The organism is Oribacterium parvum ACB1, assembly GCF_000238055.2.
Lineage (GTDB): Bacteria > Bacillota > Clostridia > Lachnospirales > Lachnospiraceae > Oribacterium > Oribacterium parvum.
In genome coordinates, this window is the sequence record NZ_KE148312.1 from 2,267,650 (window position 1) to 2,284,525 (window position 16,876).

The window sequence follows — 16,876 nt, forward strand, 5'->3', positions numbered from 1 at the left end:
CTCTTTATCAGTCTATATTATCCGCATAGACCGCATTGTTTATGAAAACAAAAACCACAAAGAAAAAAACATCGGGCAAGTCTATCTTACACCCGTAAATTCTCTTCAAGCATAAGAATAACATAGCCCAATGTCTCTTTAAATATTTTTCTAAGCAGATCAATAACAAATCTAAGCTAAATTGCAGGATATAACTTACTCTACAACTACAGCCTCTTCTTCAAAGATATCATTTCTATGAATAAATACATAAATGATACGAACCAAGGGGATGATGGCACAAACCACTGCTACAACAGTAGGATCTCCGGAATGGTTCATCTTCTTATAAAGTCCGTTCAAAGTGAAATATGCTACAGTGATACCGCAGATAGCCACAATATAAAACAAGAAACCGCCTACCCTTGCGGTAACAATCGGGAAGATAATCATCAAAATTCCCAAAATGATTCCCTGCACATTTGTTCCGAATATATTCTGATCGCCGGCTAAGAAACCGTAAAATCCTTGGTTCACAAAAGGAATCCAAGCTAAAATCGCCTTATCCTGCTGCCCGTTGTTCTTCGCAAGAGTGTAAAGAGCAAAAGACTCAATAACATAAAGAGCAATCAAAATTGCCAAAACAAAGAAAAGAAATATTCCCCCAACTGCCAGTAAGGTTCCGATATAATTTTCCATTTTTACTCCTCCAAAATGATAAAGTGCCGGAAATCTTCCGTTTTACTCTAAAGAAGAATCCAAACAATATAAAACGCAATCTCCCTTTAGGACTCACTGCATTTCAGCAACACCCGTAGATTATACATAAAGCAACTGAATTTAACAATACTTTCTACATTATTTCTTAAAAATACAAGCTAAGTTTTTATAATTACATTTTTACTTAAAAGCTAACCGGCTCGGATATTTCTCCTGTTCTAGCAATATCCAGAAGCTGTAAAACAGGTCCGATGCCATGGTACTCTTCTCTTTCTTCTAAAGTGAGCTTAACCTTGACCTTGACCCAATCTCTTGTAGAAAAAGCGGAAAGAAGCTTCTTATCACCCTTACAGATAAAACCCAAAAAGCTCATATCCTGCGCACAACAGGTCATAGCCATTCTTCCCGGAATAAACTCATCCTCCGGCATATTTTTTCTCTTTAAAACCATTGCTGTAAAGCTAAGCTCTTTTCCAAGATATCTCTCCGGATTATCCATGCAGTCTAAAAACCAAGTTCCGTAATCATTATCGGAAATGGCAATTTTGTCCTGACTAATATCATAGGGAAGCTCTTCCGGAAGAGCGGACTGCGGTATTTCTCCGTCTTTATCCTCCAGCATAATCATGGCATTTTGTCCCATCGCACGGAGCTTGCGTCTATAGTCCACCATGTCTTCGTTAGACAAATTGTCACAACGATTTACAATGCAGAGCTCCGCATTACGAAGCATTTGTCCGAGGAAGGAGCGCATATTGGAAAGGTACATTTTCAAGGTACTTCCGTCTACAATGGTAATAACTTGATAAAGAAACCAATCCTTAGGCATGGAAACGCTGTACTTGGGCTCTCGATTCTGCTGCTTAGCAAGTACCGCTTCACTCATCGGACCATTATAGAGGTCATCCTGATTCCACATCCCATTCCATTCGATTAGAATTCTTTCAGGCTTATACTGATCGGCTAGTTTTTGTAACTTATCAGCTTGAAAATCTGTAATTTCTTTCATGTAGATGGGCGTTGTATTCAGCTTTGCGAGTTCAATCGGATCATACTCCTTTTCTCCCTCTTCACAGAGTAATAAGAGCGTATTCCCCTCTGTCTTAAAATAGTCCTGGTTCATGGTGTATTGAATAAAGCTTGTTTTTCCGCTCTCCAAGAATCCGTTAATCAAAAATACCGGAATCCCTTCTCCTTGATAATTATCCGCCATATTGCTCCTTTTTATGCTGTAAACAATGCCTTAATCTTCTCTTTTTCCAGTTCGGTACCAATAACTACAAATTTTCCGATATTTTCCGCATCTCCATCACGGATTTCCACCTGCTCCGGCACCAAATCAAAGTTTACCCACTTACCGTCTTCCAACTGCAGCATTCCCTTTGCACGGACAATACCGCCATAAGCTGAGCCTTCGGCCATTTCTTCCAGAATCTCTTCCAACTTTGCACGAGATACTCTCTTAAATACCTCCAGCCCGATGCTGTCAAAAACCTCATCCGCATCGTGGTCATGCCCGCAACTGCAATGATCCCCATGATGATGGTGATGATGATCCTCTTCATCATGATTATGATGACAACCGCAATGTTCGTCGTGATGATGCTCATGTTCGTGGTGATGCTCATGATGATGCTCATGCTCGTGGTGATGCTCATGACAATGGCATTCCTCTTCCTCGTATTCTTCCTCATCATCATAAGCTCCGCCACAACAACAGCAGCATTGCTCTTCTTCATTTCCAAAATGATGCTCGTGATGATGCTCATGCTCATGATGATGCTCATGCTCGTGATGATGCTCATGCTCATGATGATGCTCATGCTCATGATGATGCGCCTTCTCTTTCACCTCCTGAAGAAGTGCTTCTTCCAGATTTTCCTCTCTGCCGATGATGTCAAGAAGTTTCTCTCCGGTCAATTCTTTAATTGCCGTAGTAATAAGATTGGCTTTCGGATTTAAAGCACGAACAATCTGAATGGCCTCCTCTACCTTTTCTTCTTTTGCAATGTCCGTTCTGGACAATACAATGCTTGTCGCATAACGTATCTGATCATCAAAAAACTCTCCGAAGTTCTTGTTATAGAGCTTAGCCTTCGTGGAATCCACCACGCACACCGCTCCATCCAGATGCACCGGAAGATTTGCCGATACTGTCTTTACGGCAGAAAGGATATCGGAAAGCTTCCCTACTCCGGACGGCTCGATGAGGATACGATCCGGCTTATAAGTCTCAATCACCTCTTTTAAAGAAGTCTCAAAATCTCCAACCAAAGAGCAGCAGATACAGCCCTGATTCATTTCCCGGATTTCGATTCCAGAATTCTTAAGAAACCCGCTGTCAATGCCGATTTCTCCAAACTCATTTTCAATCAGAACAACATTTTCTCCCTTTAAGGACTCTTGTAAAAGTTTCTGTATAAATGTGGTTTTTCCTGCACCCAAGAAACCGGAAATAATATCTATCTGTGTCATAGTTCCTCCTCTTATATTGCTTAAAAGCTGCATAAAGCACTTTCCATAGCATAATTTCATCATTTTCAAACAATCGGTATTATAGCACGATAAGTAAGCATACGCTAACCCTATCTTCCAAACTTCATTCTTCTTTCACAAATTTACTTGAAATTATCCGAGTTGATATTCTTCCTCTAATACACGAAGAAGGGCAAATCCATCCTCAACAAGATATTCTGCCCCATGTTCTACCAGTTCCTTCTTATCACGGAAACCGTAGAGACAACCGATACTGCTCATTTGTGCATTTTTAGCCGCATCCAAATCCGTCTTTGTATCTCCCACCATAACGGCTTCTTCCACTCCAATATGCAATTCTTTGCAAGCCTTTAAAAGCGGTGCCTTATCCGGCTTTAAAGGCATCTCTCCGTCGTCTCCTATAATAAAGGAAAAGCTATTTGCAGGAAAAACGGAAGAAAGCACGCCATCCGCAACTTCTTTTGACTTATTCGTGATACAGACAACTGCGATTCCCTTTTCTTTTAATGCTGCAATACATTCCTTTATTCCGGGATAGGCTTCCGCCTGATAGGTAGAATTTTTCGGGAAAATGGAAGCATAATATTCGCAGACCTCATCATAGAGCCCCATGATTTCATCTCCCTCCATGTCGAGGTCCATAGCTCTTTCTTCATCCCTTTCTTCCCACTTTTCCGCTTCTCTGTATTTTTTATCGGCATTCTTTGCCAAGGCTTTTTCTACAAACTTTTTGTAACCTGTTCCTACAAAAAGACCGGTCTCTTCAAGGCTCACTCCCTCTAATTCAAAATGCTCCATCGTTAAATCCATGGTTTTCTTTAAGCTGGCTAAAGTATTTACCAGTGTTCCGTCCAGATCAAAAAAAACTGCTTTTATCTTTTTTTTCATCCCTTGCCTCCGCTTCTTTACCCATTTCAACAGCCTATAGTATAATGCAGTAAAGCTTCTTCTACAATCCGAAGCTGAAAGCTATTGTGGAATTCTAAAGTTATAATCCAAATTTCAATTGTGCTTTGCATTATAGTGAAAACACAAAGAAAACTGCATTGCAGATCAAGAAGAACAAATGGGAATCATAATCATAACAAGATGTCTCAAGCTTTACCGGCTGCTCTTGTCAAGGATAAAATATAGGAGGGTATCGTGGAAAACTATTATGCCGTAAAGGTAGGAAGAAAGCCCGGAATCTATTTAAATTGGGACGATTGCAAAAAGCAGGTTCATGGCTTCTCCGGTGCGATTTATAAAAAATGGAAAACGCGGGAAGAGGCTGAAAAATATCTTCTTACAGGAAGTTCTTTTCCTATAGAAAAAGAAATAGAAGCGGACATTCCTGTCTTAAATAAAGAAATGCAGAAAAGCTCCCTCTTAAAGTGTGAAAGGGAAAGTTCCGAAGAGGAACAGGCAGAGCAGTTATTTCGGAAGTTTAATACAGACGCCCTTGCCTTTGTAGACGGCAGCTTCCAAAAGGATACGAAGGTCTACGGCTATGGCGTGGTTTTTATGGAAAGAGAGGGAAAACTTTCTAAGCATAAAGACTTTGGTGCTGATAAAACCTATGCAGAGATGCGGAATGTCTCCGGGGAAATCCTCGGAGCCAGACGTGCAGTAGAGCTTGCAATAGAAAAGAACTTATCTTCTCTTACCATTTTCCATGACTATCAGGGGATTTCTTCCTGGGCAAAGGGAGAATGGAAGTGCAACAAAGAAAAGACCAAAGAATACCACGACTTTATGCAGAATGCAGAGAAAAAAATAAGGCTGGAATTCTTCAAGGTTCCAGCCCATAGAGGTATTTATTTTAATGAAATAGCAGATGCTCTGGCAAAGGAAGCTGTTACAGCAAGATAATATTGTGCTTTTCGCACTCTTCCCGCATCTCTTCCGGCCAGATAGAAGCCTGCACTTCCCCGATATGCACACGGTCCAGAAGCAACATACAGAGTCTACTTTGTCCGATTCCGCCGCCAATCGTGAGCGGAAGCTTTCCTTCCAAAAGCATCTTATGATAGGGGAGAGTTGCTCTTTCTTCCTTATGAGAAAGCGCAAGCTGTCTCCCTAAGGACTCTTCATTTACACGGATTCCCATGGAGGAAATCTCTAAGGCGCAATTCAGAGGTTCAAACCAGAACAAAATATCGCCGTTCAGATCCCAGTCATCATAGTCCGGGGCTCTTCCGTCATGCGGTTCGCCGTTACTTAACTTGTCTCCTATTCTTTGAATGAAAACACAGCCATGCTCCTTACAGATGGCATTCTCCCTCTCCTTGGAGCTTAAATTCGGATATTTCTGTAAAAGCTCTTCGGAATCAATAAAGAATATATCTTCCGGAAGCTTCTTTACAGCCTGCGGATACTTATACCATACCTCATGCTCCATGTGCTTTATGATACGGAAAATGTTCTGCACGGTTTCCCTAAGTGTCTTTTCATTCCGCTCTTCTTCGGAAATCACTCTCTCCCAGTCCCACTGGTCCACATAAACACTATGGAGATTATCAAGTTCTTCATCTCTTCGAATTGCATTCATATTCGTATAGAGACCTTCTCCTACTTCAAACTTATAACGCTTTAGAGCAAGTCTCTTCCACTTCGCAAGAGACTGCACTACTTCAACCGTCTCTCCCGGCTTCCACGCCACATCAAAAGAAACCGGTCTTTCCACACCGTTCAAGTTATCATTTAAGCCGGAGCTTTTCTCTACAAATAACGGTGCCGAAATACGAGATAAATTCATTTCCTTTCCAAATTCCTTCTGGAAAGTATCTCGAATATACTTAATCGCATCCTGCGTCTCTCTAACAGAAAGACGAGGATTGTAATGTTTCGGAATAATCAGTGCCATTGTCTCCTCCTCCGATTCAGAAAGCCCTTATCACTTAAGCTAAGTTCTATAGTAAAAAACAAATCAACAAGCAGTATCTATAGCGGCTCTCATAAAGATATCAATAAGCACCAATTCTACTCTCTTTTTATACTGCCGTAAAGCGAAGAATTATTTCTTTAAGTTTCTACAAGAATTATTTTTTCAAATAGATGCATGCTCTGCTCGGCTTCCCGCGAATACAGCAGCTCTATCTTTATCAGTTTAAGTATTTTTCCGCTTCCGTCTTTCTTCCAAGGTCATAGAAATAGCCATATAGAAACTCCTTTTGCTTTTGGCTAAGCGGACAAAGATGCGTTACCATAAGTTGTTTTTTACTGGGATTGTGCAAAAGAAGATACCCTCTTCCGCTTAAATAATCTCCTGCTCCCAAAACAGTCTGTCCCGAAAAAGAACTATACAGACCGATTTCCTGCAAAATGCTTTCAGCCTCTTCTCCGTGCTTTCCCCAGTCCGTTTCATAAAAATCCCCAAGGGGAGAAAGCCATCCCAAACGTTCTTCCATATCCGACCTCCTAAGCACATACAAGGTAACTTTTTCTATAGCTTATTTTGTCTTATATTGAGCAGACTTCCCTTATATTATCTTATGAAAAAGCCCGACAAGATATACTGTCGGGCTTTTCAATTTCTAGTCTTTTTTATGACCGCATTCTGAGCAGAACTTTCCCTTATTTCCTGTATGTCCGCATTCTGGGCAGGTCCAATCCTCCGTCTTCGCTGTTCCGCACTCGGAACAGAACTTTCCATTGTTGTGCTCATGGCCGCATTTCGGACAGGTCCAATCATTTGCCGCTGCTGTCACACCTGCTGCCGTAGGTGCAGGAGATTCAGCATTTCCTGCCGATGTATTTGCATTTGCCGCTGCCGCATTTTGCTGCTCTGCTCCCATCGCATAGAGGTTTCCGGCGTTGAAGCCTCCTACCTGATTCGCCATGTTCATTCCAGCAAAAGCCATCATCGGACCGGTACTTTCATTGCTTGCCGCTGCACGCATAGCGTCCGCCTGCGCAGCAGTAAGATTTGCAGCCGCCATGGTCGCATTACGGTATACGGCATTCTTTTGTAATTGCTTAATCATCTCTATATCTTCTTCCGGCGCAGTAACGGAGCTTATACCGAAAGCAGTCATTTCTATACCGTAATGTTCACCCCAGCTCTTAGACAGAAGTTCATTCAAAATCTGTCCCAGCTCATCCGTATGCGCGGTAATCTGATAATATCGTACACCGGTTTCGGCAATACGGGCAAAAGCGGGCTGCAATTTGGTCAGGAGCTCAGAACGAAGCTGAGATTCAATCTCTTGCTTCTTATAATCCTTCTCCACATTTCCTGCCAAGTTTTTGTAGAAAAGAATGGGATCCATAAGACGAAAAGTAAACTCTCCATGCGCACGAAGAGCAATCTCAATATCCAAGTCGATATTCTTATCCAGAACACGGAAAGGAACAGGATTAGCGGTACCGTATTTATTACCGATAATTTCCTTCGTATTGAAGTAATAAATTCTCTGATCCTTTGCCGTATCCCCTCCAAATGCAAAACGCTTTACAAAGGTTTTAAAGCTGTTTACAAGATTCTCACCCAAATCTCCGTAGAAAATACTGGGCTCTGTGGAACTGTCAAAGACAAACTCTCCGGGTTCCGCACAAACCTCCACAATAGCACCCTGTTCCACGATAATCATGCACTGACCGTCATTTACCGCAATAAGAGCACCATTGGAAATAATATTATCCGCACCCTTCGTATTGGAACTCTTCGGTCCGATTCTCTTTTCCCCTTTCAACATCAGGGTGTCATTATCCAATGCATTACAATAAAAGTACTCTCTCCACTGGTCGCCCATCATTGTACTTAATGCAGCACCGGTAGCTCTTACTAATCCCATAGAATCTCTCCTTTACTGTTTCATCCTCTTTGCATCATGTCTTGCATGATTACGGGTTTAGAGTATCATATTTTCAGCGAAATGAAAAGAATAGCGCATAATTCTTCTCCTATTTTTCACCAAATTAATTCTACTGCACAGTACTTCCTATTTACCCGAGAAAAGACTATAATTCTCCATATTATACCTATAAACAGTTCTATCCCATTTCCAAAATAAACCGGAATGTTTTCAAAAATAGGATAAGAATCGAAATGAGTTAAAAGAACGGAGTCATAAAAGGATGAGATTTTTTCGATTGAATTATTTTCAAAAAATTATATTGGGCTTTGCCGCTTTAATTCTCTTCGGCGCTTTCTTATTGATGTTGCCGATTTCAAGCAACGAGAGAGTTTATACCCCTTTTTTAAATGCACTCTTTACCTCTACCTCCGCCTCCTGTGTCACCGGTTTAATTGTATACGATACCGCCGTGCACTGGTCTTTCTTCGGACAAGTGGTTATTCTTATCCTCATTCAAATTGGCGGACTCGGCGTAGCGGTAGCTGTTAGCTCCGTCATCCTTTTATCCGGAAAAAGAATCGGATATTCTCAAAGAAATACTCTGGCCAATTCCATTTCCATAAATTCCCAGGGCGGAATTATGAAAATGTTGATTTTTCTCCTTAAATGGACCGGAATGATAGAGTTCTTCTTCGCTATCCTTCTCGCAACGCAATTCATTCCCGAATTCGGATGGAGAAGAGGTCTTTGGTATAGTATTTTCCATTCCGTATCTGCTTTCTGTAATGCGGGTTTCGATTTAATGGGCATCAAATCCCCCTATTCCTCCCTCACCGACTATGCGGAAAACCCTATTGTGAACCTCAGCATTATGGCCTTAATTCTCCTCGGAGGCTTAGGCTTTATGACTTGGCAAGATATTGCCAAAAATAAAGGGAACCTTCATCGCTATCGCTTGCAAAGTAAGATCATACTTTCTACTACAATCTTTCTTGTCCTTCTCCCTGCACTGTTCTACTTCTTTGTCGAGTTCGGGGAGATGCCCATGGAAAGTCGAATCCTCGCCTCTTTCTTTACTGCCGTAACCCCCAGAACCGCAGGTTTTAACACAGTGGACTTCAGTAAATTCTCCGACAGCGGTATATTTTTACAAACTCTGCTGATGCTTGTGGGGGCAGCACCGGGAAGCACCGGAGGCGGCATGAAAATTACCACAATGACTGTTCTATTTTTAACTTCGGTAGCTATCTTTAGAAACAATTCCCGCACAGAAGCCTTTGGAAGGACTATTCCCGGAGAGGTCATCCGAAATGCCACAACGATTGCCTTTATGTACATTTGTTTATGCGTTCTTTCGGGAATGTTTATCAGCCTTCATGAAAACTTGCCTTTGCTCACCACCAGCTTTGAAACCGCCAGTGCTATTGCCACCGTTGGACTCACTCTGGGAATTACTCCCAAGCTCAGTCCCGTTTCCCGTGTGGTGCTCATTTCCTTGATGTATATAGGGCGAGTCGGCGGACTCTGCCTGATTTATGCCGTCTTCCCCAATGCCAATCCAAACAAGGGAAGACTTGTAGAAGAAAATGTAATTGTCGGATAAGAAAGTCTTTTTAAAGAAAATGGAATTATCGGATTAATCAAATAAAATAGCATTGTCGTTAAAGGAGAAAGTATGAAACAAATTTTGATTATCGGCCTAGGGCGTTTCGGTTTACACGTGGCAAAAAAGTTGAATGAAATGCATATTCAGGTTCTCGGAGTGGACAGCAGTGAGGAACGGGTAAAAGCCGCCCTCCCCCATGTTACCAATGCGGAAATCGGAGATGCAAGTAACCAGGAATTCTTAAAGTCTCTGGGTGTTTCCAATTTCGATGTCTGCATTGTAGCGATTGGAAATGACTTTTTAGCATCTTTGGAAGTCACCTCTCATTTAAAGGAACTGGGTGCAAACAAAGTAGTTTCCCGTGCCGCCAGAGATTTACAGGAAAAATTTCTCTTGAGAAACGGAGCCGATACCGTCGTTTATCCGGAAAAGCTCGTCGGAAATCTCACCGCTGTTCAATGCAGTTCGGAAAACGTCCTGGATTACATTCAGGTCAGCAAAGACTTTGCCGTTTTTGAAATTGCTTTACCAAAGGATTGGACGGGAAAGTCCATCGGAGAAATTGATGTTCGAAAAAAATTCAAAGTCAATATCATTGCTGTGAAAAGCAATGATGAAGTCAATGTCACTCTGGGTCCGGACTATCGTTTCCGAGAAGGGGAGAGTCTTTTCATTATAGGAAAAGATAAAGACATTCAACAGTGCTTCCACATATTGGTATAGAAGAGAAAAAATGATTTATATATATCTAAAATATGTCGAAAGTTTATTGACAAGAAACTTTGTTTTAGCTACTATACTTTCACAATTAAATACCTTATTCAGAGTCGGTGGAGCTACATAGGAGCTATGAAACCGCAGCAACCCCTTGTAAAGGAAGGTGCTAACCTGAGCGAAGCAATTGTTTCGATCAATAAGATTTGATATGAACCATTGGCCTCGCCCAATGGTTTTTTTAATTGTCATAATTCTCACGCATAAAGCGTTCAATATGTTATTGCCTTAGGGCAGCGAAAGGAGTTTATATGTTATTTTCATCAGAACAGGTATCTAATGGACACCCGGACAAAATCTGTGACCAAATCAGCGATGCCATCGTAACCGATATTCTTGCACATGATAAGAAGGCAAGAATTGCGGCAGAAGTATGTATCAAGGACTATGATATCATCATCTTGGGAGAAATTACTTCCACTTATATTCCGGATTATCAGAGTCTTGTCATGGGTGTTCTTCGTAATATCGGCTTGGAGGATTTAGATAAATACAAGGTGCAAGAACTTATCTCTGCACAGTCTCCCGATATCGCAATGGGTGTGGACAACGATGGAGCCGGTGATCAGGGCATGATGTTCGGTTATGCCACTAAGGAAAGTGCGGAAATGCTTCCGATTCCCTATGTACTTTCCACAAGAGCCTTACAGAAACTCCGCGCCTTTAATCTGGCAAATCATTTTTCTATTTTGAAGCCAGATGCAAAAGCACAGGTAAGCTTTGATTATAAAGAGCACAAAATTGATACCTTCCTGCTTTCCAGCCAACACAGCGAGTCGGTCAGCTTAAAGGAAGTGCGTGCAATCATTGAAAAAATCATGAAAGAAACAGCGGAAGAAATGAATCTGAACACTGATTTCCGTGTTTTGGTTAATCCCACCGGCCGCTTTGTTTTGGGCTCTTCCTTCGCCGATTCCGGCCTAACCGGAAGAAAAATTATTGCCGATACCTACGGCGGTGCAGCACACCACGGTGGTGGAGCTTTCTCCGGAAAGGACCCCTCCAAGGTTGACCGTTCGGCGGCTTACATGGCAAGAAAGGTTGCCAGAGATATCGTATCCTCCGGGAGAGCTGACCGTTGCGAGGTGCAACTTGCCTATGCCATCGGTGTAGCAGATCCGGTATCTGTTTACTTGGACTGCTTCGGCACGGAAAAAGAACCGGCAGGAAATATCTGGCGCTCCGTTTTGGATAGCTATGATTTAACGCCGAAGGGTATCATCAAATATTTGGATCTTTTAAACGTAGATTATAACCCTGTATCTTCCTACGGACATTTCGGAAAATCCGAGCTTCCTTGGGAGAAGTAAGAGATTCATCTGATAAAACAAGCGGAATACTGCACAAGCCACGAACAATATCTCTTTAAGAATATGTAAGGGCTGTGGAAAATCAAAGCAGACGTTTTGATTTTCCACAGCCCATTTTCTTATACTTAATTTTTACTTCATGCATTTCTATAGTCTTTTTTTCGCACAATACTCTTCAATCTCCGCAGCCACTATTTTAGCCTGGTGAACCGCTTCCACCACCGTCCTTGCACCGGTTACCACGTCTCCGGAAGCAAATGTTCCTTCCTTTGTGGTATTTCCCCTTTCATCCGTAAGCAGTAAGCCGGCTTGATTGGTTTTAAGTTCCGTTGTATTGGACACAATATTGGCTCTCGGATTCTGGCTGATTGCTACGATGATGCTGTCTGCAGGAAAAAATATCTCTTCTGAAATCTTTTCCTCCTGATGCTTTAAAAGGATACCGTCATCCGTAATTTCAAGCGGTGCATGGTAAAGTAAAAACTCTACCCCGTCTTCCTTTGCCTCTGTAATTTCCTTCTTACTGGCAGTCATATTTTCCATACCCTTACGGTAAATAATCGTTACCTTAGCTCCATTCCGCTTTGCAGTTCTCGCCGCATCCATCGCCACATTTCCCGCACCGATAACAGCTACATTTTCCCCTAAAGAATAAAATTGCGGAGACTTCAGATAATCTATAGCAAAATGCACATTTCCAAAGCTTTCTCCTTTGATTCCCAAGGTTCTGGGATTCCATACCCCTGTCCCGATAAATGCCGCCGCATAGCCATCTTCAAAGAGCTTGTCCAAAGAAAGCACCGGTCCGATTAAAATATTGGGACGGATTTTCACCCCTAAATCCAAGAGGTGTTTTTCCAGAAGATCGATAATACGTTTCGGCAAACGATATTCCGGAATCCCGTAACGCAAAACTCCTCCGATTTGATTCCGAGATTCAAAAATAGTAACCTTATATCCCCTTCTTTGGAGCAATAACGCTATAGTCATTCCGGCGGGACCTCCTCCAATGACGGCAATACGCTCTTTATCTTCAGCTCCTTTCTCAAACTGAAGCTCTTCTAAATATTTTAAAGAAATCTCTTCCTCCATCTTATAAAAAGGAATCGGAACACTCTTTATACCGCGAATACAGTTTCCCTCGCACTGCTTTTCATGTTCGCAAACTAAGGCACAGATCGCGGAAAGAGGATTATTTTCAAATAAAATCTCTCCTGCTTTCTTTAATTCTCCCTGCTTATACAATGCAATGACCTCCGGAATGGAGGTATTTACAGGACAATGCTTGGAGCATCTTGGGTTTTTGCAGAGTAAACAACGATTTGCCTCCTCCAGTAAAAAAGTATTTTGACTCATCTTTTCTCCCTTACTACAGAATTGTTTCTAAGTTCATTTCTTCTTACATAATCAGATAGTCTTATGGTCATTGTATTATCCTTAGACCTTTCATTTATTGTATATTGTATTTTGTACTTATTTAGAAAGTAATATTAACATATATTCCTATTTTTTGTTGTTTATTTCTTCATTCATAACAGGAAAACGTGATACCGCACAGTCTAGAAATCATTTTCGAAAATGAGATACCACATGTTACGTGAGCGATACTCGTCAAAAAAAAGAAGGACTTATGCCGTAAAATGACATAAGCCCTATTCTTATTACATACTTTTATGCGTTATAGTGCACAATCTTCGCAAACTCTTCCTTTAAAGAAGCACCGCCGATTAAACCGCCGTCTATATTCGGCTTGGAAAGAAGTTCCTTGCAGTTTCCGCTGTTCATGGATCCGCCGTACTGAATACGAATCTTTTCTGCAGTTTCCTTGTTGTAAATCTCTTCCATTACCTTACGGATATAGCCGCAAACCTCTTCCGCCTGCTCCGCGGTAGCAGTCTTCCCTGTTCCGATAGCCCAGATCGGCTCATAGGCAATCACGCACTTAGCTGCATCTTCCGCGGAAATCCCTTGGAATGCCGCCTTAATCTGCATCGCAATCCACTCGAAATAGATTCCCATTTCTCTCTGCTCAAGACTCTCTCCACAACAAATAATCGGAGTAAGTCCTTTTTCCAGAGCTTTCTTCGCCTTCTTATTGATATCGGTATCGGTCTCGTGGAAATATCCTCTTCTCTCGGAATGTCCCATGATAACATATTTAACTCCGGCATCTACCAGCATATCCGCGGAAATCTCTCCGGTGTATGCACCTTTATCTTCAAAATAGAGGTTTTCCGCGCCAACGGATATGGATGTCCCCTTTACCTTCTCCACCACCGTAGAAATATCAATGGACGGAACACAGAATACTACATCCACCTCATTAGTATTGGCAATCGGAATCAAGGTATCACAGAGAGCTTTCGCCTCCGTGATGGTCATATTCATCTTCCAGTTTCCGGCAATAATTTTCTTTCTCATCTTTTTCTCCAAACTATAGTTTAATTCCTTAGACTCATTTTTTTGACTGCTCACGATAATCTATAAGCTATCATCGGCTGTTCCATCTAAGTAAGTTGCACTAAGTAAATTTTTCAGATTAATCTAATCTCTGACAAAACAGTTAAATAATTCAGCTTTCTTTTATCAGCTAACACCTACTTATTGTTTGCCGCTGCAACACCCGGAAGCTCCTTACCCTCCAAGAATTCCAGAGAAGCACCGCCACCGGTGGAAATGTGGGTCATCTTATCTCCGAATCCCAAGATATTTACTGCCGCAGCACTGTCTCCGCCACCGATAATGGTTGTTGCATCGGTCTCTGCAAGGGCTTTTGCTACCGCAATGGTTCCCTGTGCAAGAACAGGGTTTTCAAATACACCCATTGGTCCGTTCCAAACCACAGTTTTTGCATTCTTTACAGCATTTGCAAAAAGCTCCTGTGTCTTCGGTCCGATATCCAGTCCCAGCATATCAGCAGGAATAGCGTTGATATCCACAGTCTTAACCGGAAGGTTCTTGTCATCAATCGGATCCGGGAAAGAAGAAGCGCAAACCGCATCTACAGGAAGTAAAATCTCGCAGCCCTTATCCTTTGCCTTTGCAAGCATATCCTTACAGTACTGAAGTTTCTCGTCATCAACTAAAGACTTTCCTATTTCATAACCCTGCGCCTTTACAAAGGTAAATGCCATACCTCCACCGATAATCAGGGTATTGCACTTCTCTAAAAGATTGTCGATTACCGCAAGCTTGTCAGAAACCTTTGCACCGCCAAGAATCGCTACGAAGGGGCGAACCGGATTCTCTACCGCCTGGCCGAGGAAACGAATTTCCTTCTCCATAAGGTAGCCAACCACAGCAGGCCCATTAATAAACTCGGTTACACCCACATTGGAGCAGTGTGCTCTGTGTGCAGTACCGAAAGCGTCATCCACAAATACATCTGCAAGAGAAGCCAGATCCTTGGAGAAGGCTTCTCCGTTCTTGGTCTCTTCCGCTCTGTAACGGGTATTCTCTAAAAGAACAACATCCCCGTCTTTCATCTCGGAAACGGCTTTCTTCGCATTTTCTCCTACTACATTGTCATCCTTTGCAAAAAGAACGGGCTGTCCTAAAAGCTCGGAAAGACGCTTTGCTACAGGAGCCAGGGATAATTCCGGCTTTGGCTCTCCCTTCGGCTTCCCGAGGTGAGAGCAAAGAATCACCTTTCCTCCATCGGAAATAAGCTTCTTAATCGTGGGAAGCGCAGCCACAAGTCTGTTTTCATCAGTAATCTTTCCCTCTTTTAAAGGAACATTGAAGTCACAACGACAAAGCACTCTTTTTCCTTTTACGGAAATGTCATCTACCGATTTTTTATTTAATTCTGCCATATCATTCCCCTTTCACCGGAAACAAAATATTCTACACTTTATGCACGGATTTTACTCAACAAGATAGCCTATCTTTTTTTGAACTGCTTCACACTTTACAAGATATCTTGATGTACAAAAACGCGTGCAATTATTTTCACAATAGACTTTATAAGGGAAAACCGCCGGAGCACACACCCCGGCGGCTTCCCCGCATAGCTTTACAATATAAATTTCAATTTAAAAAGCAATTACTTTACAAACTTCTCGAAGTACTTAATGGTACGAACCATCTGAGAAGTATAGGAGTTCTCATTGTCATACCATGCAACTACCTGCACCTCATAGAGGTCATCAGCAACCTTGGAAACCATGGTCTGGGTAGCATCAAAAAGAGAACCGTAGGTCATGCCAACGATATCGCTGGAAACTACTTCATCCTCTGTATATCCGTAAGTCTCAGGATCGGAAGCAGCCTTCATAGCAGCGTTAATGCTCTCCTTGGTTACTTCCTTGGAAGACTTCACAACTGCAAAAAGCAGAGTTGTGGAACCTGTTGGAACAGGAACTCTTTGTGCGGATCCGATAAGCTTTCCGTTTAACTCCGGAATAACAAGCCCGATAGCCTTTGCAGCACCGGTGGAGTTCGGAACGATGTTTACAGCGCCGGCTCTTGCTCTTCTTAAATCACCCTTTCTATGCGGGCCGTCAAGAAGCATCTGGTCCCCTGTGTAAGCATGAATGGTTGCCATGATACCGGACTGAATCGGAGCGAAATCATTTAATGCCTTAGCCATAGGAGCCAAGCAGTTGGTTGTGCAGGATGCAGCGGAGATGATGTTATCCTCAGCCTTTAAAATCTCGTGGTTAACATTGTAAACGATGGTTGGAAGATCATTTCCTGCCGGAGCGGAGATAACAACCTTCTTAGCACCTGCCTTGATATGTGCCTCGGACTTCTCCTTGGAAGTATAGAAACCGGTACACTCTAATACTACGTCAACCTTAAGCTCTCCCCAAGGTAACTTGGAAGCATCTGCTTCCTTGTAAATCTTAATCTTCTTTCCCTTCACCTCGATGTAGTCCTCGCCGGCTACAACGCTGTCACAATACTTATATCTTCCCTGAGAAGAATCATATTTCAAAAGGTGAGCAAGCATCTTAGGATCGGTTAAATCGTTGATGGCAACAATCTCTGTTCCCTCATGGTCAAACATCTGACGGAAAGCCAAACGTCCGATACGGCCAAATCCATTAATCGCTACTTTAACTGCCATAGTCCTTATCCTCCTAAATAAATCATTTAATATTATATAGTTTCCGGAAAGCCTAATCGGAAACTTTCCATCACATAACAGCGTCTATTCTATTGCACGAAGTCTTTTTTTTCAAGGGAAAAAATCGTATTTGTTAAAACTT

15 protein-coding genes and 1 riboswitch are annotated in these 16,876 nt (G+C 42.1%); of the genes, 4 read left to right on the forward strand and 11 right to left on the reverse strand.

The window, feature by feature from the left end:
- Nucleotides 1-195 precede the first annotated feature (195 nt).
- The 4 genes from HMPREF9625_RS10100 to HMPREF9625_RS10115 form a co-directional block, all read right to left on the reverse strand.
- Nucleotides 196-678 (reverse strand): hypothetical protein, encoded by a 483-nt coding sequence (locus HMPREF9625_RS10100; RefSeq protein WP_009534596.1) that lies wholly within the window; start codon nucleotides 676-678, stop codon nucleotides 196-198.
- Nucleotides 679-883: 205 nt separating this feature from the next.
- A complete protein-coding gene (locus tag HMPREF9625_RS10105; RefSeq protein ID WP_009534597.1) occupies nucleotides 884-1,912 on the reverse strand; it encodes a TIGR03943 family putative permease subunit in 1,029 nt (342 codons plus the stop codon).
- A gap of 11 nt (nucleotides 1,913-1,923) precedes the next feature.
- On the reverse strand, nucleotides 1,924-3,174 hold the full coding sequence (locus HMPREF9625_RS10110) for a CobW family GTP-binding protein (protein WP_009534598.1): 1,251 nt from the start codon (nucleotides 3,172-3,174) through the stop codon (nucleotides 1,924-1,926).
- Between the two features lie 153 nt (nucleotides 3,175-3,327).
- Complete coding sequence (locus HMPREF9625_RS10115; protein WP_009534599.1) at nucleotides 3,328-4,083, reverse strand: HAD family hydrolase; 756 nt, start codon at nucleotides 4,081-4,083, stop codon at nucleotides 3,328-3,330.
- A gap of 255 nt (nucleotides 4,084-4,338) precedes the next feature.
- On the opposite strand from HMPREF9625_RS10115, the gene HMPREF9625_RS10120 reads away from it, so the two are divergent.
- Nucleotides 4,339-5,046, forward strand: a complete 708-nt coding sequence (locus HMPREF9625_RS10120) for a ribonuclease H1 domain-containing protein (protein ID WP_009534600.1) — start codon at nucleotides 4,339-4,341, stop codon at nucleotides 5,044-5,046.
- Here HMPREF9625_RS10120 and asnA read toward each other — a convergent pair.
- The 3 genes from asnA to HMPREF9625_RS10135 form a co-directional block, all read right to left on the reverse strand.
- Nucleotides 5,033-6,040 carry an aspartate--ammonia ligase gene (gene asnA / locus HMPREF9625_RS10125; RefSeq protein WP_009534601.1) on the reverse strand — a complete coding sequence of 336 codons (1,008 nt, stop codon included), beginning with the start codon at nucleotides 6,038-6,040 and terminating at the stop codon, nucleotides 5,033-5,035. The two genes, HMPREF9625_RS10120 and asnA, sit on opposite strands and share 14 nt — an antisense overlap.
- 238 nt (nucleotides 6,041-6,278) lie before the next feature.
- Nucleotides 6,279-6,584, reverse strand: coding sequence for a hypothetical protein (locus HMPREF9625_RS10130; RefSeq protein WP_009534602.1), 306 nt, complete (start codon nucleotides 6,582-6,584; stop codon nucleotides 6,279-6,281).
- Nucleotides 6,585-6,710: 126 nt separating this feature from the next.
- Nucleotides 6,711-7,970, reverse strand: a complete 1,260-nt coding sequence (locus HMPREF9625_RS10135; RefSeq protein WP_009534603.1) for an SPFH domain-containing protein — start codon at nucleotides 7,968-7,970, stop codon at nucleotides 6,711-6,713.
- A 283-nt stretch (nucleotides 7,971-8,253) separates the two neighbouring features.
- Between HMPREF9625_RS10135 and HMPREF9625_RS10140 the strand changes: the two genes are divergently transcribed.
- The 3 genes from HMPREF9625_RS10140 (at nucleotide 8,254) to metK (ending at nucleotide 11,663) form a co-directional block, all read left to right on the forward strand.
- Nucleotides 8,254-9,576, forward strand: coding sequence for a TrkH family potassium uptake protein (locus HMPREF9625_RS10140; RefSeq protein ID WP_009534604.1), 1,323 nt, complete (start codon nucleotides 8,254-8,256; stop codon nucleotides 9,574-9,576).
- 72 nt (nucleotides 9,577-9,648) lie between these two features.
- Entirely contained in the window at nucleotides 9,649-10,302 is a 654-nt protein-coding gene (locus tag HMPREF9625_RS10145; RefSeq protein ID WP_009534605.1) for a potassium channel family protein, read from the forward strand.
- A gap of 91 nt (nucleotides 10,303-10,393) precedes the next feature.
- Nucleotides 10,394-10,499, forward strand: a riboswitch (SAM riboswitch).
- Nucleotides 10,500-10,604: 105 nt separating this feature from the next.
- Nucleotides 10,605-11,663: a methionine adenosyltransferase gene (gene metK, locus HMPREF9625_RS10150; protein WP_009534606.1), complete on the forward strand. Its 1,059-nt coding sequence runs from the start codon at nucleotides 10,605-10,607 to the stop codon at nucleotides 11,661-11,663.
- Between the two features lie 147 nt (nucleotides 11,664-11,810).
- Here metK and HMPREF9625_RS10155 read toward each other — a convergent pair whose 3' ends face one another.
- From HMPREF9625_RS10155 to gap, 4 genes are all read right to left on the reverse strand, one after another.
- Nucleotides 11,811-13,019 (reverse strand): NAD(P)-dependent oxidoreductase, encoded by a 1,209-nt coding sequence (locus HMPREF9625_RS10155; RefSeq protein WP_009534607.1) that lies wholly within the window; start codon nucleotides 13,017-13,019, stop codon nucleotides 11,811-11,813.
- 315 nt (nucleotides 13,020-13,334) lie between these two features.
- Nucleotides 13,335-14,084 carry a triose-phosphate isomerase gene (gene tpiA, locus HMPREF9625_RS10160; RefSeq protein ID WP_009534608.1) on the reverse strand — a complete coding sequence of 250 codons (750 nt, stop codon included), beginning with the start codon at nucleotides 14,082-14,084 and terminating at the stop codon, nucleotides 13,335-13,337.
- A gap of 176 nt (nucleotides 14,085-14,260) precedes the next feature.
- Nucleotides 14,261-15,478 carry a phosphoglycerate kinase gene (locus HMPREF9625_RS10165; protein ID WP_009534609.1) on the reverse strand — a complete coding sequence of 406 codons (1,218 nt, stop codon included), beginning with the start codon at nucleotides 15,476-15,478 and terminating at the stop codon, nucleotides 14,261-14,263.
- A gap of 230 nt (nucleotides 15,479-15,708) precedes the next feature.
- The gene (gene gap, locus HMPREF9625_RS10170) at nucleotides 15,709-16,734 is read right to left on the reverse strand and encodes a type I glyceraldehyde-3-phosphate dehydrogenase (RefSeq protein ID WP_009534610.1); all 1,026 of its coding nucleotides are present in this window, start codon (nucleotides 16,732-16,734) and stop codon (nucleotides 15,709-15,711) included.
- Between the last annotated feature and the right edge of the window lie 142 nt (nucleotides 16,735-16,876).